24 protein-coding genes are annotated in these 20498 nt (G+C 67.9%); 11 read left to right on the forward strand and 13 right to left on the reverse strand.

What is annotated here, in order from left to right:
* Positions 1–5 precede the first annotated feature (5 nt).
* Positions 6–701 carry a hypothetical protein gene (locus VF522_RS02210; protein ID WP_330906574.1) on the forward strand — a complete coding sequence of 232 codons (696 nt, stop codon included), beginning with the start codon at positions 6–8 and terminating at the stop codon, positions 699–701.
* A complete protein-coding gene (locus VF522_RS02215) occupies positions 698–1054 on the forward strand; it encodes a hypothetical protein (RefSeq protein WP_330906575.1) in 357 nt (118 codons plus the stop codon). The genes VF522_RS02210 and VF522_RS02215 overlap by 4 nt, the downstream gene beginning before the upstream one ends.
* Before the next feature lie 11 nt (positions 1055–1065).
* Here VF522_RS02215 and VF522_RS02220 read toward each other — a convergent pair whose 3' ends face one another.
* The 3 genes from VF522_RS02220 to VF522_RS02230 all read right to left on the reverse strand — a co-directional run bounded on the left by VF522_RS02220 (position 1066) and on the right by VF522_RS02230 (position 1961).
* Positions 1066–1455, reverse strand: a complete 390-nt coding sequence (locus VF522_RS02220; RefSeq protein WP_330906576.1) for a 4a-hydroxytetrahydrobiopterin dehydratase — start codon at positions 1453–1455, stop codon at positions 1066–1068.
* A 45-nt stretch (positions 1456–1500) separates the two neighbouring features.
* Positions 1501–1704, reverse strand: coding sequence for a hypothetical protein (locus tag VF522_RS02225; RefSeq protein ID WP_330906577.1), 204 nt, complete (start codon positions 1702–1704; stop codon positions 1501–1503).
* Between the two features lie 83 nt (positions 1705–1787).
* Positions 1788–1961, reverse strand: a complete 174-nt coding sequence (locus VF522_RS02230) for a hypothetical protein (RefSeq protein WP_330906578.1) — start codon at positions 1959–1961, stop codon at positions 1788–1790.
* A 163-nt stretch (positions 1962–2124) separates the two neighbouring features.
* Between VF522_RS02230 and aat the strand changes: the two genes are divergently transcribed.
* The 3 genes from aat (at position 2125) to VF522_RS02245 (ending at position 4483) form a co-directional block, all read left to right on the forward strand.
* Positions 2125–2871, forward strand: a complete 747-nt coding sequence (gene aat / locus VF522_RS02235; RefSeq protein ID WP_330906579.1) for a leucyl/phenylalanyl-tRNA--protein transferase — start codon at positions 2125–2127, stop codon at positions 2869–2871.
* Positions 2868–3608, forward strand: coding sequence for an arginyltransferase (locus tag VF522_RS02240; RefSeq protein ID WP_330906580.1), 741 nt, complete (start codon positions 2868–2870; stop codon positions 3606–3608). The genes aat and VF522_RS02240 overlap by 4 nt, the downstream gene beginning before the upstream one ends.
* 77 nt (positions 3609–3685) lie before the next feature.
* Positions 3686–4483 (forward strand): IclR family transcriptional regulator, encoded by a 798-nt coding sequence (locus tag VF522_RS02245; protein WP_330906581.1) that lies wholly within the window; start codon positions 3686–3688, stop codon positions 4481–4483.
* Positions 4484–4490: 7 nt separating this feature from the next.
* On the opposite strand, the gene VF522_RS02250 is transcribed toward VF522_RS02245, so the two are convergent.
* The 8 genes from VF522_RS02250 to VF522_RS02285 all read right to left on the reverse strand — a co-directional run bounded on the left by VF522_RS02250 (position 4491) and on the right by VF522_RS02285 (position 14879).
* A complete protein-coding gene (locus VF522_RS02250) occupies positions 4491–5636 on the reverse strand; it encodes a 2OG-Fe(II) oxygenase (RefSeq protein ID WP_330906582.1) in 1146 nt (381 codons plus the stop codon).
* 104 nt (positions 5637–5740) lie between these two features.
* The gene (gene pbpG / locus VF522_RS02255) at positions 5741–6769 is read right to left on the reverse strand and encodes a D-alanyl-D-alanine endopeptidase (protein ID WP_414709425.1); all 1029 of its coding nucleotides are present in this window, start codon (positions 6767–6769) and stop codon (positions 5741–5743) included.
* A 156-nt stretch (positions 6770–6925) separates the two neighbouring features.
* Positions 6926–8476, reverse strand: coding sequence for a 2-isopropylmalate synthase (locus VF522_RS02260; protein WP_330906583.1), 1551 nt, complete (start codon positions 8474–8476; stop codon positions 6926–6928).
* A complete protein-coding gene (gene leuA / locus VF522_RS02265) occupies positions 8461–10155 on the reverse strand; it encodes a 2-isopropylmalate synthase (protein ID WP_330906584.1) in 1695 nt (564 codons plus the stop codon). The genes VF522_RS02260 and leuA overlap by 16 nt, the downstream gene beginning before the upstream one ends.
* A 267-nt stretch (positions 10156–10422) precedes the next feature.
* Positions 10423–11235: a CDP-diacylglycerol--serine O-phosphatidyltransferase gene (gene pssA / locus VF522_RS02270; RefSeq protein WP_330906585.1), complete on the reverse strand. Its 813-nt coding sequence runs from the start codon at positions 11233–11235 to the stop codon at positions 10423–10425.
* Between the two features lie 135 nt (positions 11236–11370).
* Entirely contained in the window at positions 11371–12387 is a 1017-nt protein-coding gene (gene ilvC / locus VF522_RS02275; RefSeq protein ID WP_330906586.1) for a ketol-acid reductoisomerase, read from the reverse strand.
* Positions 12388–12428: 41 nt separating this feature from the next.
* Positions 12429–12920: an acetolactate synthase small subunit gene (ilvN, locus tag VF522_RS02280; protein ID WP_330906587.1), complete on the reverse strand. Its 492-nt coding sequence runs from the start codon at positions 12918–12920 to the stop codon at positions 12429–12431.
* Between the two features lie 183 nt (positions 12921–13103).
* Positions 13104–14879 (reverse strand): acetolactate synthase 3 catalytic subunit, encoded by a 1776-nt coding sequence (locus VF522_RS02285; protein WP_330906588.1) that lies wholly within the window; start codon positions 14877–14879, stop codon positions 13104–13106.
* Between the two features lie 268 nt (positions 14880–15147).
* Here VF522_RS02285 and VF522_RS02290 point away from each other — a divergent pair, with 268 nt between their 5' ends.
* Genes VF522_RS02290 through VF522_RS02315 form a run of 6 tightly spaced genes read left to right on the forward strand, consistent with a single transcriptional unit; the run spans position 15148 to position 18396 of the window.
* Complete coding sequence (locus VF522_RS02290) at positions 15148–15714, forward strand: RNA polymerase sigma factor (RefSeq protein ID WP_330906589.1); 567 nt, start codon at positions 15148–15150, stop codon at positions 15712–15714.
* Positions 15711–16139, forward strand: coding sequence for a DUF3619 family protein (locus tag VF522_RS02295; protein ID WP_330906590.1), 429 nt, complete (start codon positions 15711–15713; stop codon positions 16137–16139). The genes VF522_RS02290 and VF522_RS02295 overlap by 4 nt, the downstream gene beginning before the upstream one ends.
* 13 nt (positions 16140–16152) lie before the next feature.
* A complete protein-coding gene (locus tag VF522_RS02300; RefSeq protein ID WP_330906591.1) occupies positions 16153–16887 on the forward strand; it encodes a DUF3106 domain-containing protein in 735 nt (244 codons plus the stop codon).
* Complete coding sequence (locus tag VF522_RS02305) at positions 16884–17402, forward strand: RDD family protein (protein ID WP_330906592.1); 519 nt, start codon at positions 16884–16886, stop codon at positions 17400–17402. The genes VF522_RS02300 and VF522_RS02305 overlap by 4 nt, the downstream gene beginning before the upstream one ends.
* The gene (locus tag VF522_RS02310) at positions 17399–17812 is read left to right on the forward strand and encodes a diacylglycerol kinase (RefSeq protein WP_330906593.1); all 414 of its coding nucleotides are present in this window, start codon (positions 17399–17401) and stop codon (positions 17810–17812) included. The genes VF522_RS02305 and VF522_RS02310 overlap by 4 nt, the downstream gene beginning before the upstream one ends.
* A complete protein-coding gene (locus tag VF522_RS02315; protein ID WP_330906594.1) occupies positions 17809–18396 on the forward strand; it encodes a TIGR00730 family Rossman fold protein in 588 nt (195 codons plus the stop codon). Before VF522_RS02310 ends, VF522_RS02315 begins: the two co-directional genes overlap by 4 nt.
* A gap of 72 nt (positions 18397–18468) precedes the next feature.
* Here VF522_RS02315 and VF522_RS02320 read toward each other — a convergent pair whose 3' ends face one another.
* Together VF522_RS02320 and VF522_RS02325 are read right to left on the reverse strand one after the other, a co-directional pair.
* Entirely contained in the window at positions 18469–18807 is a 339-nt protein-coding gene (locus tag VF522_RS02320; protein WP_330906595.1) for a P-II family nitrogen regulator, read from the reverse strand.
* Between the two features lie 26 nt (positions 18808–18833).
* Positions 18834–20498, reverse strand: coding sequence for an NAD+ synthase (locus VF522_RS02325; protein ID WP_330906596.1), 1665 nt, complete (start codon positions 20496–20498; stop codon positions 18834–18836).

Below are 20498 nucleotides of genomic sequence, written 5' to 3' on the forward strand. Positions count from 1 at the left end.
GAAGCATGACCGCCGCGCGGCATTCCGCACGCTGGTCCGGGGTCCTGCTCGCGGCGGCCGTTCCGCTGGCCGGCGCGATGGACCCGCCCGCGACGCAGCCACCGCCGCCCTCGGAGGCGGAGCGCCTGCTCTTCGTGCACGACCACCTGCGCGCCAGCCGCAGTCCGGGGTCGCTGGGCTACCGGTACGTGGAAGAGGCAGAAGGGCAGCCGGACGTGAACGACCGCGCCGTGCTGACCCTGGCCGCCGGTGCCCGCGGCCGCTGCTGCAATATCGACGGCGACTATCTCTCCGGCGCCCGTGCGGTGAAGCTGCCCGGGATCCCGGACGCGCGCGCGAACCCGGTGCTGCTGTACTTCCTCGAAGGCGAGGTGCGGCGGCTCGAGCGCACGACGAAGGGCCAGGCCGCCCACTTCCGCCGGCGCATCCGGCTGGCGCTCGCCGACGCGGCGACCGTCAGCGACGGCACCATCCGCTGGCGCGGGCAATCGGTGCCGGCGCGAATCGTCCGCGTGGCCCCGTTCGCGGGCGATCCCTACCGCGAGCGCTTCATGGGCCAGGCCGCCACCGAGTACGCCTTCGTGCTGTCCGACGCCGTGCCGGGCGGCGTCTACCAGCTGAGTGCGACCCTGCCCGGCCCCGCGGCCGGCGCCGCTGCGCTCGCCCGGCGCACCCTGTCGCTCGAGGAGCCTCCGCCATGACACGCCTGCACTGGATCGCCGCCGCGATGCTGGCGGCCCCCGCATGGGTCCAGGCCCACGACTACCCGACGGCCGAACGCGTCCTCTACGTCGAGGCCTGCATGCGCGAGTTTCCCGGCGGGCACTACGAGATGCTGAACAAGTGCTCCTGCGTGCTCGACGCGATCGCGCGCGAGGTGCCCTTCGACCAGTACGAGTCCATGAGCACGGCCACCAATGCGGCCAGCATCGGCGGCGAGCGCGGCTCGTACATCCGCGACGTCGATGCGCTGCAGGTCCAGATCCGCAAGTTCCGGCAGCTGCAGGCACAGGCCCGCAAGAGCTGCCTCTTCGCCCCGGCGACGCCGCGCTGAGGGTCGGCGCCTCAGTCGTACTTGACGTACTTGAAGCGCGGATCGTCGGGCGTGCCTTCCAGCGCGGAGCCTTCCTGCCGCCCCGGCTGCCACATCACCACCTCCTCGATCTTGCGCGCGAGTTCGAAGTCGCGGTCGGTGACGCCCTTGGCGGCGTGGTTCACCAGCTTGACGATGACGAAGGCATAGGACACCGTGAGATCGGGGTGATGCCATGCCGCCTCGGCCAGGTGCCCCACGGTGTTCACCACCATCAGCGTGGATTTCCAGCCGCCGGTCTTGAACTTGCGGCGGATCCAGCCGTCCTCGAAATACCAGGTGGGCAGCTCGGCCTGGAGCCGCTCGTTGATTTCCTCCGGGGAGTAGACCTCGCCCGGGGAGCCCTTGCGCCATTGAGCCATGGGGGCCTCCTTGCGATGCCGCGAAAGGGGCGGCAGGACAGGAGGCTAGTGCCGCGAGCGCAGTTCGCGCAACGCCTTTTCCATCTGCGGGAATACCGGATTGCGGATCGAGGCGGCGGCCTCGGCCTCGGCCGCGCGCGCGTCGAGCAGCGCCGCGAGATAGGGCAACACGCTGTGCGCGCCAAAGCCCCAGCGGCGGCCTTCGGGCAGCAGGCGGGAATGGGGCGGATGGAAGGGGGACTGGCGCATACGCAAGCTCGACACCGGCAGTGTGTCACAGAGCTCCGGTACAGGCCCCGCTTTTTTATTGGCCCACCGGGGACGCAGGGAATTCAGGCGGTCGTGAGCAGGAATGCGAGCGCGGTCCACAGCAGCAGGCCCGCGCCTCCGGTGAGCCAGACCGCGGCGGCTTCGACGCCGCTTTCGGCCGGATCGCTGGACGGGATGCCCCAGGCCATCATGGTCGTGGGGGTCTCGGTACGGCCTTCGCGCTGGATCTCCGGCATCGCCATTCCTTCACGCAACGAGCGGCCATCGTGGGATGCGGGTGCGGCCCACCTTGTCGGATTCCGCCTTCGCCTTGCGTAGTCGGCCCGCTGCCGGGTACGCCCGCCGGCGACCGACCTGGCGGGCGGCAGGCACAATGGGCGAGCGATCCGCGTTTCGACGATGCACCTGCCCTGGCTCCAACCCGGCGACCCCTTCCCCGATCCCACCCACGCCTGGGACCAGAAGCAGCCGGCCCCCGGACTGCTGGCCGCCGGCGGCGCGCTCGACGTCGACAGCCTGCAGCGCGCCTACGCCCGCGGCATCTTCCCCTGGTTCAGCGAAGGCCAGCCCATCCTGTGGTGGAGCACGGACCCGCGCATGGTGCTGTCCACCGGCGAGTTCAGGCTGCACCGGTCGCTGCGCAAGACGATCGCGCGCTTCGCCGCGGATCCTCGCTGCGAGATCCGGTTCGACAGCGACTTCGACGCGGTGATCCAGGCCTGCGCCACCAGCGACCGGCCCGGCCAGTCCGGCACCTGGATCGTGCCGGCCATGGTGCAGGCCTACCGCGCCTTCCACCGCGCGGGCTTCGCGCACAGCGTCGAGACCTGGATCGACGGACAGCTCGCGGGCGGCCTCTACTGCGTGGTCCTGGGCCGCGCCGTGTTCGGCGAGTCGATGTTCACGAACGTGCCCGATGCGTCGAAGATCGCGCTCGCCGCGCTGGTCGCGTGGTCGCGCGCGCACGAGGTCCCCGCGATCGACTGCCAGCAGAACACGCGGCATCTCGCCTCGCTCGGCGCGCGCGAGATCCCCAGGGCGGAATTTGTTCAACAAGTCGCCTTGCAGGCGCGCCGACCCCCTGCTCCGTGGCGATTCGAGCCCGTATACTGGAACGCAATCCTGCCGGACCCCCGAAGCGCGTGACGCACCTCAAGGACCTCCCGCTCCAGACGCTGCAGTTCTACGCAACGGCGCCTTACCCGTGCAGCTATCTTCCGGGCAAGCAGGCCCGCTCCCAGGTGGCCACGCCCAGCCACCTGATCCACAACGACGCGTACTCGGACCTGGTCACCAGCGGTTTCCGCCGCAGCGGCATGTTCACGTACCGGCCCTATTGCGACGGTTGCCGCGCCTGCGTGCCGCTGCGCGTGGTGGTCGATGCGTTCGGCGCGACGCGCAGCCAGCGCCGCGCATGGAAGCAGCACGAGCACCTGCAGGCGCGCGTGCTCAAGCTCTGCTTCGTGCCGGAGCACTACCACCTGTACCTGCGCTACCAGACGGGCCGCCATGCGGGCGGCGGCATGGACCACGACAGCATCGACCAGTACACGCAGTTCCTGCTGCAGAGCCGGGTCAACTCGCGGCTCGTGGAATTCCGCGAGAAGCTGGCGGACGGCAGCACCGGGCCGCTGCGCATGGTGTCCATCCTCGACGTGCTCAACGACGGCATCTCCGCCGTGTACACCTTCTACGAGCCGACCTCGGACGCGAGCTACGGCACCTACAGCGTGCTGTGGCAGATCGACCAGGCCCGGCGGCTGAAGCTGCCGCACGTGTACCTGGGCTACTGGATCGGCGAGAGTCCCAAGATGAATTACAAGGCCCGCTTCCACCCGCACGAAGTGCTGGTCGACGGCGAGTGGAAGCCCGGCCATTCCTGAGGCCGGCGCTGCGGAATGCACCCGGAACTGGCCGGGCTCTTTTCACCAGGTAAAATGGCGGACGAGGAAAAACCGCCATGCGAAAAACCGACCCCCACGCCCCGGCCACGCCCACCATCCAGGTGATCGAGCGCATGTTCGCGCTGATCGACGTGCTGGCTTCGCGCGAGGAAGCGATCTCGCTCAAGGAGATCAGCGAGAAGACGGGCCTGCATCCCTCGACGACGCACCGGATCCTCAACGACCTCGCCACCGGCCGCTTCGTGGACCGGCCCGAGGCGGGCAGCTACCGGCTCGGCATGCGCCTGCTGGAACTCGGCAACATGGTGAAGGCCCGCCTCAACGTGCGCGACGCCGCTCTCTCGCCGATGCGCGAACTGCACCGGCAGATCCAGCAGCCGGTGAACCTCAGCGTGCGCCAGGGCGACGAGATCGTGTATGTCGAGCGCGCCTACAGCGAGCGCTCCGGCATGCAGGTGGTGCGCGCGATCGGCGGCCGCGCGCCGCTGCACCTCACCTCCACCGGCAAGCTGTTCCTGGCCGCCGACGACGCACAGCGCGTGCGCGCCTATGCGACGCGCACGGGCCTCGCGGGCCACACCAAGAACAGCATCACGCAGCTGCCCATCCTCGAGCGCGAACTGGCCAAGGCGCGCCAGTACGGCATCGCCCGCGACAACGAGGAACTGGAACTCGGCGTGCGCTGCATGGCCGCGGGCATCTACGACGACCAGGCCAAGCTGATCGCGGGCCTGTCGATCTCCGCGCCGGCCGATCGCCTCGACGAGAACTGGCTGGTGAAGCTGCAGGCGACGGCCCAGGAGATCTCGACGGCGCTGGGATACAAGTCGCCGGCGCAGCGGCTGGCGGCCTGAAGCCCGCCTACGTCCTCGCCGCCCGGTAGTCGCGGCCGGCCCCCAGCAGGAAGCTGCTGTTCCTTTCGCGCAGCGCGGCCGCTTCGTCGTCGTACAGGAACGGCAGGAACGCAAACCGGCGCCCCGCCGTGACCGGCGACACGGCATGCAGCAGCGAGCAGGAAAAGACGATCGCCGTCCCGGGCGGCGGCTTGTAGCCGCGCGGACCGTACTCGGGAAACGCGAGCTCCCCGCCGTCGAACGCGGCATTGAGGTTGATGGTGACGGCGAAGCGGCGGTGCGCCGTGCCCATCGTGGTGTTGTCGCGGTGGGGCCGGAAATGGCCGCCGTCTTCCGCCGAATAACAGGACACGATGAAACGCTCCATCCGCGTGGCCTGGAAGAAGTGGATCTTCTCGATCTCCGGCCGCACGCGCCGCGCGAACCGGCCCTGCAGGGCGGCCATGAGGCCTTCGTCCTCGATGAGGTAATCCTTGCGCACCTTGTGTCGGTGGTCGTTGACGAGCACGGTCTTGCCCTCGACGGTGCGCATGAACCCGCTGTCCGCGCCTCCGTTTCGCTCATAGAGGTCGATCAGGTGCCGGCACAACTCCGGTTCGAACACGTTGGAGATGGTGAGGATCGGTGCCTGCACCTCGAAGCCCGGGTAGGCCGACACCGGCGGAAGCGCGCGGAGGTACTCGAAGACCTGTGCTGGCGCGCCGCCGTCCGCGTCGAAGGGGAACACGGCGCGAACGCGCAGGTTGGGATCGAGCACGAACCAGAGCCGCCTGAAGTGGGGCTTCGGATTCTCGACGTCCCCGGGCACCGCTCCGAAGAGGCCGGCCACGCGGCAGTCGAAGTCCCAGAAATAGCGGATCCCGGGCAGCTCCCCACGCACCCGTGCCGCCGACCGGTCCTCGGGATCGGCGCTGATGCCGAAGAAGCATGCATGCGTGTCGTCGAACAGCTGCCGATGGGCCTGCACTGCCTCGATCGCGGCGCGGCCCGCCGCATCCCCGGCGGTGCCGAAGAAGCACATCAGGATGTACCGGCCTGCCGCCGTGTCGAACTTGTACCTGGGGTTGGTCGTCGAGGCCTGCTCGAACCACGGCGCCGCATCTCCCGGTTGCAGATTCCGGTAGCGCAGCTGGGCCGGTTCGGATCGCGACATGGCTGTAACGATGCTAACCCAGCGCATCGGAAAAACACAAAGCGGCCGGATGGCCGCTTTGCTTGGAATCCCCGGGTCCCGCCTGCGCGGGAATGACGCGACGGTCAGCCGCTGACCTGGCGGATCAGCGTGTTCCCGTTCGACGGCACGACGCCGTTCGGCGCATGCGTTTCCACCCAGCGGCGCACGCGCTCGGCGTCGCCGATGCGGCTCAGTTTGCCGGCGGAGTCGAGGAACACCATGATCAGCTTGCGGCCCGCGACCTTCGCCTGCATCACCAGGCACTGGCCCGCTTCCGAGATGTAGCCGGTCTTCTGCAGGCCGATTTCCCAGTTGGGGTTCTTCACCAGGCGGTTGGTGTTGTGGAAGGCGAGCGTGCGGCGCCCGATCTCGACTTCGTGGCCGGGCGAGGTGGACAGCTCGCTGAGCATCTTGTCCTGTGCGGCGAAGGCCACCAGGCGCGCGAGGTCCTGCGCGCTGGACTGGTTGCGGCTGGACAGGCCGGTCGGCTCGACGTACTTGGTGTCGTTCATGCCCAGCAGCTTGGCGCGCGAGTTCATCGCCTCGACGAAAGCGTTGAGGCCGCCCGGGTAGGAGCGGCCCAGCGCGTGCGCGGCGCGGTTCTCGCTGGACATCAGCGCCAGGTGCATCAACTCGCCGCGGCTCAGCGTGGTGCCCACGCGCAGGCGCGAGCTGCTGCCCTTCTCGGTGTCGACGTCGTCCTGGCCGATGGTGATCTGCTCGTCCATCGGCAGCTTGGCCTCGCTGACGACCAGGCCCGTCATCAGCTTGGTGATGGAAGCGATGGGCAGCACGGCGGAATCGTTCTTCGACAGCAGCACCTGCTGCGTGTCCTGGTCGATCACGAGCGCGACGCTGGACTTCAGCTCCAGTTCATCCTGCGTCGAATGCAGGCCGGCGAGCTGGCCGAAGGAAGGTTTCGCGGGGGCCAGGCGGATGATCGAAGCGCGGCGCGACTGTTTCGCGACGAAGCTCTTGCTCACGCGGGCACGCTTCACCACGCTGGTGCTTTCCTGCTTGGCGGCGCGCTTGCCGGTGCCGGCCTCTGCACTGGCCGGCGCGAGAGCCAGCGCCAGGAGACTCAGCGCGATGGTGTGAACAACTCGATTCAAGTTCGGATACTCCTGGCAACAGCGCACGGATGTAGGAAACAACTGACATCCGGAAACGCAGTGTACTTCGGCCGTGTACCTCGTGTGGGTAAAGTTACAAAAATCAAGGACTTACGAAGGTAACTTCACGGCCGAGTCAGAGTATCCGTAGTAACCCTATACGTTGCCTCCACCCTGCGCCGCGACCCGTTCGACCTTGCTGCGGAGCTTGTTCAACGCGCTGAGGTACGCCTTCGCCGACGCGACCACGATGTCCGGGTCCGCGCCGACCCCGTTGACCACGCGGCCCGAGTTCTGGAGACGGACGGTCACCTCTCCCTGACTCTCGGTGGAGCCCGAGATGGCGTTCACGGAATACAGCACCATCTCGGCGCCGCTCTGCACCAGGGTTTCGATCGCCTTGAGCGAGGCGTCGACCGGGCCGTTGCCGTCCGACTCGCCGCGCACCTCCTTGCCGTCGGCGGTGAAAACCACCTCGGCATGCGGCCGCTCGCCGGTCTCGCTGTGTTGCCGCAGCGAGACAAGGCGATAGGTTTCCTGTTCGTGCGTTACAGCTTCGTCGCTGACCAGCGCCAGGATGTCCTCGTCGAAGATCTCGCTCTTGCGGTCGGCGAGCTCCTTGAACTTGGTGAAGGCGGCATTGATGTCGGCCTCGCTCTCCAGCTGCACGCCCAGCTCCTGCAGGCGCTGCTTGAAGGCATTGCGGCCCGACAGCTTGCCCAGCACGATCTTGTTGGCCGACCAGCCGACGTCCTCCGCCCGCATGATCTCGTAGGTGTCGCGCGCCTTGAGCACGCCGTCCTGGTGGATGCCGCTCGCGTGCGCGAAGGCGTTGGCGCCCACCACGGCCTTGTTCGGCTGCACCACGAAGCCGGTGGTCTGGCTGACCATGCGGCTGGCGGGCACGATGTGCTTGGTGTCGATCCCGACGTCCAGCCCGAAGTAGTCCCTGCGGGTCTTCACGGCCATGACGATCTCTTCCAGCGAGCAGTTGCCCGCGCGCTCGCCGAGGCCGTTGATGGTGCACTCCACCTGGCGCGCGCCGCCAATCTTCACGCCGGCCAGCGAGTTGGCCACCGCCATGCCGAGGTCGTTGTGGCAGTGCACCGACCAGACCGCCTTGTCGGAGTTCGGGATGCGCTCGCGCAGCGTCTTGATGAAGTTCCCGTACAGCTCGGGGACGGCGTAGCCGACCGTGTCGGGCACGTTGATCGTGGTCGCGCCTTCCTTGATCACCGTTTCCAGCACGCGGCAGAGGAAGTCGACCTCGCTGCGGTAGCCGTCCTCGGGCGAGAACTCGATGTCGGCGCACAGGTTGCGCGCGAAGCGCACCGACTGCTTCGCCTGCTCCAGCACCTGCTCGGGCGTCATCCGCAGCTTCTTCTCCATGTGCAGCGGCGACGTGGCGATGAAGGTGTGGATGCGGGCGCGGCTCGCGCCCTTCAGTGCCTCGGCGGCCCGCGAGATGTCGCGGTCGTTGGCGCGCGACAGCGAGCACACCGTCGAGTCCTTGATCGCATGGGCGATCGCCTGCACGGCCTCGAAGTCGCCGTTGGAGCTGGCCGCGAAGCCGGCCTCGATCACGTCGACCTTCAGCCGCTCGAGCTGGCGCGCGATGCGCAATTTCTCGTCCTTGGTCATGGACGCGCCGGGCGACTGCTCGCCGTCGCGCAGCGTCGTGTCGAAGATGATCAGTTGGTCTGCCATGTCTTTTCCTCTTGCTCGGTGGCCAGCCCGGCGCGCTGCAGGCCGGAGACGATCGCCTTCAGCGAAGCCGAGACGATGTTGGAATCCATGCCCACGCCGAAGCGCGTGCGGTCGCCGACGCGCAGTTCCAGGTAGGCGACGGCGCGCGCATCCGCACCGGAGGCGATCGCGTGCTCATGGTAGTCGAGCACGCGGATCGTTTCGCCGGTGACCTGGCTCAGGCCTTCGACGAAGGCGTCGATCGGGCCGTTGCCGGCGCCGCGCACGGCCATGCTGCGCCCGCCGAGGTCCACGTCGGCGGCGAGCGTGACGAGCTCCCCGCTCGCCCCGGCGCCCTGCTCCAGCACCTGGTGCGCCACCGAAGCGGCGCCCAGCTTGTACTCGCGCTGGAACAGTGCCCACAGGTCCTGCGCAGAGAGTTCCTTGCCGCTCGCGTCCATCACGCCCTGCACCACCTGGCTGAACTCGATCTGCAGGCGGCGCGGCAGCTCCAGGCCGTACTCGGCTTCCAGCAGGTAGGAGATGCCGCCCTTGCCCGACTGGCTGTTGACGCGGATCACCGCCTCGTAGCTGCGGCCCAGGTCCTTCGGGTCGATCGGCAGGTAAGGCATGTCCCAGAGCTCGCCTTCCCTGCGCGCGGCGAAGGCCTTCTTGATCGCGTCCTGGTGCGAGCCGGAGAAGGAGGTGTAGACGAGGTCGCCGACGTAGGGATGGCGCGGATGCACCGGCAGCTGGTTGCAGTGCTCCACGGTGCGGCGGATCTCGTCGATGTCGGAGAAGTCCAGGCCCGGGTCCACGCCCTGGCTGTACATGTTGAGCGCCACGTTCACCAGGTCGAGGTTGCCGGTGCGCTCGCCGTTGCCGAACAGGCAGCCTTCGAGACGGTCGGCGCCGGCCATGATCGCGAACTCGCCGGCGGCGGTGCCCGTGCCGCGGTCGTTGTGCGGATGGACCGACAGCACGATGGCATCGCGGCGCGCCAGGTGGCGGTGCATCCACTCGATCTGGTCGGCGAAGATGTTGGGCGTGGAGTGCTCCACCGTCGACGGCAGGTTGACGATGCACTTGCGCTCGCGCGTCGGCTGCCAGACTTCCGTCACCGCGTCGACCACGCGCTTGGCGAAGGCGAGCTCGGTGCCCGAGAACATCTCGGGCGAGTACTGGAAGACCCAATCGGTCTGCGGCTGCTGCGCCGCGAGTTCCTGGAACAGGCGCGCGTTGGCGGTGGCGAGTTCCACGATGCCGTCCTCGTCCAGCCCCAGCACCACCTTGCGCATCACGGGCGCGGTGGCGTTGTACAGGTGGACGATCGCGCGGCGGGCCCCCTGCAGCGCCTCGAAGGTGCGGCGGATCAGGGGCTCGCGTGCCTGCGTCAGCACCTGGATCGTCACGTCGCGCGGGATCAGGTCCTCGTCGATCAGCCTGCGCAGGAAGTCGAACTCCACCTGCGACGCCGAGGGGAAGCCCACCTCGATCTCCTTGAAGCCGATGTCCACCAGCGCCTCGAACATGCGCAGCTTGCGCGGGATGTCCATCGGCTCGATCAGCGCCTGGTTGCCGTCCCTCAGGTCGACGCTGCACCACACGGGGGGCTTCGTGATCACGGCGTCCGGCCAGCGGCGGTCCGCCAGGCGCACGGGCGCGGAGGGGCGGTACTTGCTGGCGGGGTTCTTCAACATCGGCATGGTCGTGTCTCGCTTCGGGGGGGTTGGGCGCCAGCAGCCCCAATAAAAAACGGCCCGCTGCTGGTGCAAACGGGCCGTGATCCGGGAATCTTCTACGCGTGCGCGCTACCGTCTCCGCCCGTGGGGGATTAGCAGCAGTAGGGCCAGCGCGATGCGGTTCATGGGTTCAATGTAGCACAGAAAATTCCGTCATTCCCGCGGAGGCGGGAACCCAGGGCTTTCCTGGATGCTCCGGATCCCCGCCATCCGCGGGGATCACGTTCAACGGTGCAGGCCGCTCTCCTCGGGCTCTTCGGTGGACGTGCTGATCACGCTGGCGCGCTCGCCGCGCGCCTTGCGCCAGAAATACAGGACGTAGCCGGAGAGGCCGTAGACCACGAACAGGCCGAACAGCACGATCGGCGGGTGGATGTTGATGACGGCGATGCCCAGGGCGATCAGCACGATCACCACGAAGGGCACGCTCTTCTTCATCTGGATGTCCTTGAAGCTGTAGAACGGCACGTTGGTGACCATGGTCAGGCCCGCGTACAGCGCCACGCCGAACATCACCCACGGCACGTCGTAGGGCTTCACCGCCGACTCCGTCATGATCCAGATGAAGCCCGTCACCAGCGCCGCGGCCGCCGGCGAAGGCAGGCCCTGGAAGTAGCGCTTGTCGACCACGCCGGTGTTGACGTTGAAGCGCGCCAGCCGCAGCGCGGCGCAGGCGCAGTAGACGAAGGCGGCGATCCAGCCCCAGCGGCCCAGGCCCTTGAGCGCCCATTCGTAGGCGATCAGCGCCGGCGCGGCGCCGAAGGACACCATGTCGGAGAGCGAGTCCATCTGCTCGCCGAAGGCGCTCTGCGTGTTGGTCATGCGGGCCACGCGCCCGTCGAGGCTGTCCAGCACCATGGCGCTGAACACGCCGATGGCGGCGAGGTCGAAACGGCCGTTCATGGCCATCACGATGGCGTAGAAGCCGCCGAACAGCGCGGCCAGCGTGAAGAGGTTCGGCAGGATGTAGATGCCCTTGCGGCGCTTGCGCACCACCACTCCCTCGGCAGGCATCTCGTCTTCGTGTCCGTCGTGCATCCGGCAAGTGTAGGCGACCGGCCACGCCCCCCGTCACCCCCGCGAAGGCGGGGGCCCAGGGCTCCCAAAGAAAAAGCCCGCACTGCGGGCTTTCTCCAACGCTCTGGATCCCCGCCTGCGCGGGGATGACAGGGTTTAGTTACGGGTCTGATCGACCAGCTTGTTCTTCTTGATCCAGGGCATCATCGCGCGCAGCTGCTCGCCCACCACCTCGATGGAGTGCTCGGCGTTCAGGCGGCGGCGCGACTGCAGGGTCGGGGCGCCGGCGCGGTTTTCCAGGATGAAGCTCTTGGCGTATTCGCCGGTCTGGATGTCCTTCAGCACCTGCTTCATCACCTTCTTGGTCTCCTCGGTGATGACGCGCGGGCCCGTGACGTACTCGCCGTACTCCGCGTTGTTGGAGATCGAGTAGTTCATGTTGGCGATGCCGCCTTCGTAGATCAGGTCCACGATCAGCTTCAGCTCGTGCAGGCACTCGAAGTAGGCCATCTCGGGCGCGTAGCCGGCTTCCACCAGCGTCTCGTAGCCGGCCTTGATCAGTTCCACGGTGCCGCCGCACAGCACGGCCTGCTCGCCGAACAGGTCGGTCTCGGTCTCTTCGCGGAAGTTGGTCTCGATGATGCCGGCCTTGCCGCCGCCGTTCGCCATCGCGTACGACAGGGCCAGGTCACGGGCGCGGCCCGACTTGTCGGCATGCACGGCCACCAGGTGGGGCACGCCGCCGCCCTGGGTGTAGGTGCTGCGCACGGTGTGGCCGGGGGCCTTGGGGGCGACCATCCACACGTCGAGGTCGCCGCGGGGCACGACCTGGCCGTAGTGCACGTTGAAGCCGTGGGCGAAGGCGAGCGAGGCGCCCTGCTTGATGTTCGGCTCGACGTCGTTCTTGTAGACGGTGGCGATCTGCTCGTCGGGCAGCAGGATCATGACGACGTCGGCCATCTTCACGGCCTCGCCGACGGCGGCGACCTTCAGGCCGGCCTTCTCGACCTTCGGCCAGGAAGCGCCGCCCTGGCGCAGGCCGACGACGACCTTCACGCCGCTGTCGTTCAGGTTCTGCGCGTGCGCATGGCCCTGCGAGCCGTAGCCGATGATGGCGACCGTCTTGCCCTTGATCAGGCTCAGGTCACAGTCCTTGTCGTAATAAACCTTCATGGTTCTCTCCGGGGGGTGAAATCGTTTCAGGAAAAATGCGTTCAGACGCGAAGGATCCGTTCGCCGCGGCCGATGCCGCTGGCGCCCGTGCGCACCGTCTCGAGGATGGCGCTGCGGTCGATCGCCTGCAGGAAGGCGTCGTTCTTGGCCTGGTCGCCGGTGAGCTCGATGGTGTAGCTCTTGTCGGTGACGTCGATGACGCGGCCGCGGAAGATGTCGGCCATGCGCTTCATCTCCTCGCGTTCCTTGCCCACCGCGCGCACCTTCACCATCATGAGCTCGCGCTCGGTGTAGCTGCCCTCGGTGAGGTCGACCACCTTCACCACCTCGATCAGGCGGTTCAGGTGCTTGGTGATCTGCTCGATGACGTCCTCCGACCCGGCGGTCTGGATCGTCATGCGCGACAGCGACGGGTCTTCCGTCGGCGCCACGGTGAGCGACTCGATGTTGTAGCCGCGGGCGGAAAACAGGCCCACCACGCGGGAAAGTGCGCCGGGCTCGTTCTCGAGCAGCACGGCAATGATGTGCTTCATGTCGTCGATTCCTCTTTTCGCCGCCCTCCCCTGGTGCCGGTAAACACCAGGCTCGGCGGGCAATAGATTCGTCTTGCTTTCGTCATCCCCGCGGAGGCGGGGATCCAGGGCATCCGGACTGCGCGCTGCGCGGGCAGCTTGAACGCCCTGGGTTCCCGCCTTCGCGGGAATGACGGCCTTGGGTTACAGGTCCTCCGACCCGAGCAGCATCTCCGTGATGCCCTGCCCGGCCTTCACCATCGGCCAGACGTTTTCCGTCGGGTCGGTGCGGAAGTCCATGAACACGGTGCGGTCCTTCAGCTTGCGCGCCTCGCGCAGCGCCGGTTCCACGTCCGCGGGCCGCTCGATCAGCATGCCGACGTGGCCGTAGGCCTCGGCGAGCTTCACGAAGTTGGGCAGCGCGTCCATGTAGCTGTGGCTGTAGCGGCCCTCGTAATCGAGCTGCTGCCACTGGCGCACCATGCCCAGGTAGCGGTTGTTCAGGGAGATGACCTTGATCGGCGTGTTGTACTGCAGGCAGGTCGAGAGCTCCTGGATGCACATCTGCACCGAGCCTTCGCCGGTGACGCAGTACACCTCGGACTCCGGCTTGGCCAGCTTGATGCCCATGGCGTAGGGGATGCCCACGCCCATGGTGCCCAGGCCGCCGGAGTTGATCCAGCGGCGCGGCTCGGGGAACTTGTAGAACTGCGCGGCCCACATCTGGTGCTGGCCGACGTCGGACGTGATGTAGGTCTCGACGTCCTTCGTCATGTTCCACAGCGTCTCGATCACGTGCTGCGGCTTGATCACGTCGCGGTTGCCGCGGTCGTAGCGCAGGCAGTCGCGCTTGCGCCAGCCCTCGATGGTGTCCCACCAGCCGCCCAGCGCGCCCTGGTCCGGCTTCTGGCCGGATTCCTTCAGCTGCGCGATCAGCTCGGCGAGCACCTCCCTGACGTCGCCGACGATCGGGATGTCGACCTTCACGCGCTTGGAGATGCTGGAGGGATCCACGTCGATGTGGATGATCTTGCGGTCGCTGGAGCCGAAGTGCTTCGGGTTGCCGATCACGCGGTCGTCGAAGCGCGCGCCCACGGCCAGCAGCACGTCGCAGTTCTGCATCGCGTTGTTGGCCTCGATCGTGCCGTGCATGCCCAGCATGCCCAGGAACTTCGGGTCGGTGCCGGGGATGGCACCCAGGCCCATCAGCGTGTTGGTGCAGGGGAAGCCGAGCAGGTTCGCCAGCGTGCGCAGTTCCTCGCTGGCGTTGCCCAGGACCACGCCGCCGCCGGAGTAGATGTAGGGACGCTTGGCGGCCAGCAGCAGCTGCAGCGCCTTGCGGATCTGCCCGCTGTGGCCCTTGCGCACCGGGTTGTACGAGCGCATCTCCACCTTGTCCGGGTAGCCGGTCCAGGCGGTCTTGTTGAACGAGACGTCCTTGGGGATGTCCACCACCACCGGGCCGGGACGGCCGCTGCGGGCGATGTGGAAGGCCCGCTTCATCACCGTGGCCAGGTCGCGCACGTCCTTCACCAGGAAGTTGTGCTTGACGATGGGACGCGTGATGCCGACGGTGTCGCACTCCTGGAACGCATCGAGGCCGATCGCCGCCGTGGGGACCTGCCCCGTGACGATCACCATCGGGATCGAGTCCATGTAGGCGGTGGCGATGCCGGTGATCGCGTTCGTCACGCCGGGGCCGGACGTCACCAGGGCCACGCCGACGTCGCCGGTGGCGCGCGCATAGCCGTCGGCCGCGTGCACCGCCGCCTGCTCGTGGCGCACCAGCACGTGCTGGATGGTGTCCTGCTTGTAGAAGGCGTCGTAGATGTGCAGCACCGCGCCGCCCGGGTAGCCCCAGACGTATTTCACGCCTTCGGCCTGGAGGGACTTGACGAGGATTTCGGCGCCGCGAAGGTCTTGCGAGGGGCCGCCCTGGACGGCGGCCGCGGAGCTCAGCTCCGTGCGGGAGATTTCCATGATCAACCTTTCGGGTTTCGATTCGAACCTTGGGGTGCCCCTTCGCCCGCCCTCGTGAGGCTGCGTCGGGACTTAGAACACCGGGCCATGGGCGCGCGCTTCGCTTCGCCGGATCCGGGCTCGTTTGCCTTTTGACTTGCGGGCGCATTATCGCACTGCAACAGAAGAGTGCCCAGCCCCCCGGCCGCGCGATGCCATAATTTCCGGCTGTCCGGCAGTGCCACGTCCTGCCGCGCACTACGAACAACGACACCGCCCGCGGGACTCCTTGGCCACCGAACGCGAACTTTCCGACTTCCTGCTGAGCGTCGAGAAACGCGCTTTCAAGCGCACCGTCTACCACGTGCGCGACGAGGAAGCCGCCCTGGACATCGTCCAGGACAGCATGATGAAGCTGGCCGAACACTACGGGGACAAGCCGCCCAACGAGCTGCCCATGCTGTTCCAGCGGATCCTGTCCAACTGCACCCTGGACTATTTCCGCCGCCAGAAGACGCGCAACGCGCTGTTCTCGAACCTGAGCGACTTCGAATCCGCGTCGGAGGACGGGGATTTCGACCTGCTGGAAACTTATGACTCGTCCGACAAGTCACAGCAGGTCGAGAGCGCGGAAGACGCCACCCGGCGGGCGCAGATCCTGCGGGAGATCGAGGCCGAGATCATGGAATTGCCCGCCCGTCAACGGGAAGCGTTTCTGATGCGTTACTGGGAGGACATGGATGTTGCCGAAACGGCGGCGGCCATGGGCTGCTCGGAAGGCAGTGTCAAGACGCACTGTTCCCGGGCGGTCGCCGCCCTCAGCAAGGCACTGAAGGCCAAGGGAATTCAACTATGACCAGCACGGACCACCTGAGAAAGCAAGACCTGGCCGACCAGTTCGGCCGGTCGGTGGCCGCCCGCCTGTCCGCCGGAACGAGCGCCCTGCCCTACGAAGCGCGCGAGCGGCTGCGCGCCGCCCGCGTGCGTGCCCTGCAGGCCCGCAAGATCCCGGCCGTTGCACCGGTGATCGTGCGCAACGGCGGAGGTTCGGCGGCCCTGGCGCTCGGCGACGGCCGTCCCGGCCTGTTCACGCGCATCGCCTCGGTGCTGCCGCTCGTCGTGCTGGCGGCGGGCCTCGTCGCGATCCACTCCGTCCAGAGCGACCAGCGGGCGAGCGAGCTCGCCGAAGTCGATGCCGCCCTGCTGACGGACGACCTGCCCCCGGCGGCCTATGCCGATCCGGGCTTCGTCCAGTTCCTGAAGCAATCCGGGCGCGAGTGACAAGGCGCCCGGCATGACCCCGCCCCACCGCCTGCACCTGGCCATCGCCGGCACGCTCCTCGCCGCCGCCGGTTGGGCCTGGGCGCAAGCCGTGCCGCCGGGGCTGGCCCCCGCGCCCCCGGCAACGGCGCAGCCGTCGCGCAGCGCCCAGATCGCCCCCTCCGTCTCCACCCAGGCGCCGATCCGCCCGGCCAAGGTGCGCAACGCCCCCGCGCCCAAGCCCGAGGCGCAGCCCACCTGGGCGGGACTCAATCCCCAGCAGCAGCAGTCGCTGGCCCCGCTGGCCGCCACCTGGCGCACGCTGAGCGAGGCGCACAAGCGCAAGTGGATCGCCCTGTCCGCCAACTACCCCACCATGGCGCCGTCGGACCAGGCACTCCTGCACAGCCGCATGGCCGAATGGGCCGCGCTGTCGCCGCAGCAGCGCACCCAGGCCCGCCTGAACTTCGCCGAAAGCAAGGCGGTGCCGACCACCGACAAGAAAGCCAAGTGGGAGGCCTACCAGGCCCTGCCGCCGGAGGAAAAGCGCAGGCTCGCCGCCGGCGCCGCCGCCGCCAAGCCCGCGCCGCCGCCCACCGCCCCGGCGCTGAAGCCGGTGCCGCAGCAGAAGCTCGCCAGGATCCCCAAGCCCAAGAAGCCGGACAGCACCGCCAAGATCGCCGTGGTCCCCGGCCAGCTCGATCGCAACACCCTGCTGCCGCAGCCGGGCCTCGCGCCGATCCAGCCGCCCCCGCCGCAACCCAATTGACCGTTCCCGCTCCCCTGGTCGCGCCCAGCCTGCGGCGCCGCATGGCGTGCTGGCTGTACGAGGCGCTGATCCTGTTCGCCGTGGCGCTGATCGCCACGCTCGTGTTCTCGGTCGCGGCGCAGATGCGCCACGGACTCGATCCGCGCCAGTGGCTGCTGCAGCTGTTCATCGCCGCGGTGTTCGGCGTCTACTTCGCCTACTTCTGGTCCAGGGGGCAGACGCTGCCGATGAAGACCTGGCGCATCGCCATCGTCGATCGCGAAGGCCGGCCGCTGACCCAGGGCCGCGCCTTCCTGCGTTACGTCTTTTGCGCGATCTGGGTGCTGCCCCCGCTGGCCGCGTTGGCTTCGCGCCACTTCACCTTGCCGGAGCTCGGGGTCATCTTCGCCGGCTGGGTCGCCTTCTGGGCACTCCTCAGCCGCTTCCATCCGCAGCGGCAGTTCTGGCACGACGCCTGGGCCGGGACCCGGCTGGTGGATGCGCCCGAACCGGTCCGCGCCACAATCCGCGCATGACGCCACCCGAGCAAACCATCGACAAGTACGTCAACGAGCAGAAGGGGCGCACCGGTTTCACCCGGCTGCGCTATGCGGCGATGTATTCCTGGCAGGGACTGCGCGCGGGCTGGGACGAGCCGGCCTTCCGGCTCGAGGCCGTGTTCTCCTTCGTGTTCGTCCCGCTCGCCTTCTGGGTCGGCCGCACCTGGGTGGAAGTGGCCCTGCTCGCCGGCTCGATCCTGCTGGTGATGATGGTCGAACTCCTCAACACCGCGGTGGAGGCGGCCATCGACCGCATCGGCCCCGAACGCCACGACCTCTCCAAGCGCGCCAAGGACATGGGCAGCGGCGCCGTGCTGTTGTCCGTCCTGCTCGCCCTCGGCATCTGGCTCGCGGCGCTCTACCAATTCTTCGCCCAGCTGAAATGACCCCGAAGTTCTCGCTCTGCGTGTATTGCGGCTCGCGCCCCGGCGCCACGCCGAAGTTCGCCGACGCCGCCATCGCGGTCGGCCGCTGGATCGGCCAGAACGGCGGCCAGCTCGTTTACGGCGGCGGCAACAACGGAACGATGGGCATCCTCGCCGATGCGACGCTCGCCGCCGGCGGCCGCGTCGTCGGCGTCATCCCGCGCTCGATGGTGGAGCGCGAGTGGGCCAAGCAGGATTGCGACGAACTGCACGTCGTGGACAACATGCACCAGCGCAAGAGCCTGATGGCCGAACGCGCCGATGCCTTCCTGGCGCTGCCCGGCGGGCTGGGGACCTTCGAGGAATTCTTCGAAGCCTGGACTTGGCGGGTGCTGGACTTCCACCGCAAGCCGGTGGCGCTGCTGGACCTGGACGGCTACTACGCGCCGCTGCTGGCCTTCCTGCGCCAGAGCGTCGGCCATGGCTTCATGAACGACTGGCAGATGGACATGCTGACGGTGGGCAACGATGTGGGCACGCTGTTGCCGCAGATCGTCGAGGCTGCGTTGCGCAGTCCGGGCGGGATGGATACGTCGGAGATCTAGCGTTTCGTCATCCCCGCGCAGGCGGGGATCCAGGGCGCCCTGGGTTCCCGCCTCCGCGGGAATGACGGAACGTCAGACCGCCGACTCGTCCAGTTCCCCGGTGCGGATGCGCACCACGCGCTCCACCGAGGTGATGAAGATCTTGCCGTCGCCGATCTTGCCGGTGCGGGCGGCCTTGATGATCGCGTCGACGCAGCGGTCCACCTCGTCGTCCTTCACCACCACTTCCACCTTCACCTTGGGCAGGAAGTCCACGATGTACTCGGCGCCCCGGTACAGCTCCGTGTGGCCCTTCTGCCGGCCGAAGCCCTTGACCTCCGTGACCGTCAAGCCCGTCACGCCGCATTCGGCAAGGCCCTCGCGGACCTCCTCCAGCTTGAACGGCTTGATGATGGCGGTGATCTGTTTCATGCGCTCTCCAGGATGATGTTCTCGTTCTAGGCCTTGAACTTGCCGGTAATAGGATAGCGCCAATCCTTGCCGAAGCTGCGGTGCGTCACGCGGATGCCCACCGGCGCCTGCCGCCGCTTGTATTCGTTGATGCGGATCAGGCGCGCGACGCGCTCCACCACCGCGCGATCGAAGCCCTCCGCCACGATGTCCTCGATGCCGCGGTCGTTCTCCATGTAGCGCGAGAGGATCGCGTCGAGGACCTCGTAGGGCGGCAGGCTGTCCTGGTCCACCTGGTCGGGCCGCAGTTCGGCGCTGGGCGGGCGCGTGATGATGCGGTCGGGGATCGGGTTCCCGCCGGTGCCGTAGGGGTCGTTCGCGTTGCGCCAGCGCGCGAGCTTGAACACCACCGTCTTGAGCACGTCCTTGATCACCGCGAAGCCGCCCGCCATGTCGCCATACAGCGTGGCGTAGCCGGTGGCCATCTCGCTCTTGTTGCCGGTCGTCAGCACGATGCTGCCGAACTTGTTCGACAGCGCCATCAGCAGCACGCCGCGGATGCGCGCCTGGATGTTCTCCTCGGTCGCGTCCTCGGGCTTGCCGGCGAACTCCTGCGCCAGCGCCTGCTTGAAGGACTCGAACATCGGCTTGATCGAGATCTCGTCGTAGCGCACGCCCATCCGCCGGGACATCTCCGCCGCGTCGATCCAGGAGATGCTCGCCGTGTACGGCGACGGCATCATCACCGCGCGCACCTTGTCGGCGCCGAGCGCGTCGACCGCGATCGCCAGCACCAGCGCCGAGTCGATGCCGCCCGACAGGCCCAGCAGCACGCCCGGGAAGCCGTTCTTGCCGATGTAGTCGCGCACGCCCATCACCAGCGCGTGCCACAGTTCCGCCTCGCCATCGGGCTGGTTGGCCTTGGGGCCGGAGAGCTGGATGCGGTCGCCGTCGATCGTGGCGTCGACGTAGAACAGGTCCTCGACGAAGGCCGGCGCGATCGCGGCCAGGCTGCCGTCGGCGTTCACCGCGAAGGAAGCGCCGTCGAACACCACTTCGTCCTGCCCGCCCACCAGGTGCGAGTACACGAGAGGAAGGTCGACGTCCTGCGCCCGGTCCACCATGCGCGCCAGGCGCTCGCCGCTCTTGCCGGCGTGGAAGGGCGATGCGTTCGGCACCACCATCAGCTGCGCGCCGGAAGCGCGCGCCAGCCGCGCCGGTTCGGCGAACCAGGCGTCCTCGCAGATCATCAGGCCGACGCTGATGCCTTCGACCTGGAACACGCAGGTGCCCTGCCCCCGCGTGAAGTAGCGGTACTCGTCGAACACCTGGTAGTTGGGCAGCTCGCGCTTGGCGTAGGTCTCGAGCACGCGGCCTTCGCACAGCACGCTGGCGGCGTTGTAGCGCTGCTGGACTTCCACCGACTTGCCGCGGATCGCGGTGCCGTGGGGATGGCCCACGACGACGTGCAGGCCCTTCAACCCCGCGAGTTCGCGGGCCACCAGTTTCACGGCATCATCGCAGGCATCCATGAACGCGGGCCGCAGCAGCAGGTCTTCGGCGGGATAGCCGCAGATCGACAGCTCCGGGGTGACCACGAGGCGGGCGCCCTGCGCGTAGGCGGTGCGGGCGGCGGCGATGATTTTTTGCGCGTTGCCCACCGTGTCGCCGACGGTGACGTTGAGCTGCGCCGTACAGATTTTGAGTGTCAT

Origin of the sequence: Ramlibacter sp., assembly GCF_036383835.1 — a bacterium.
Classification (GTDB): Bacteria; Pseudomonadota; Gammaproteobacteria; order Burkholderiales; family Burkholderiaceae_C; genus Ramlibacter.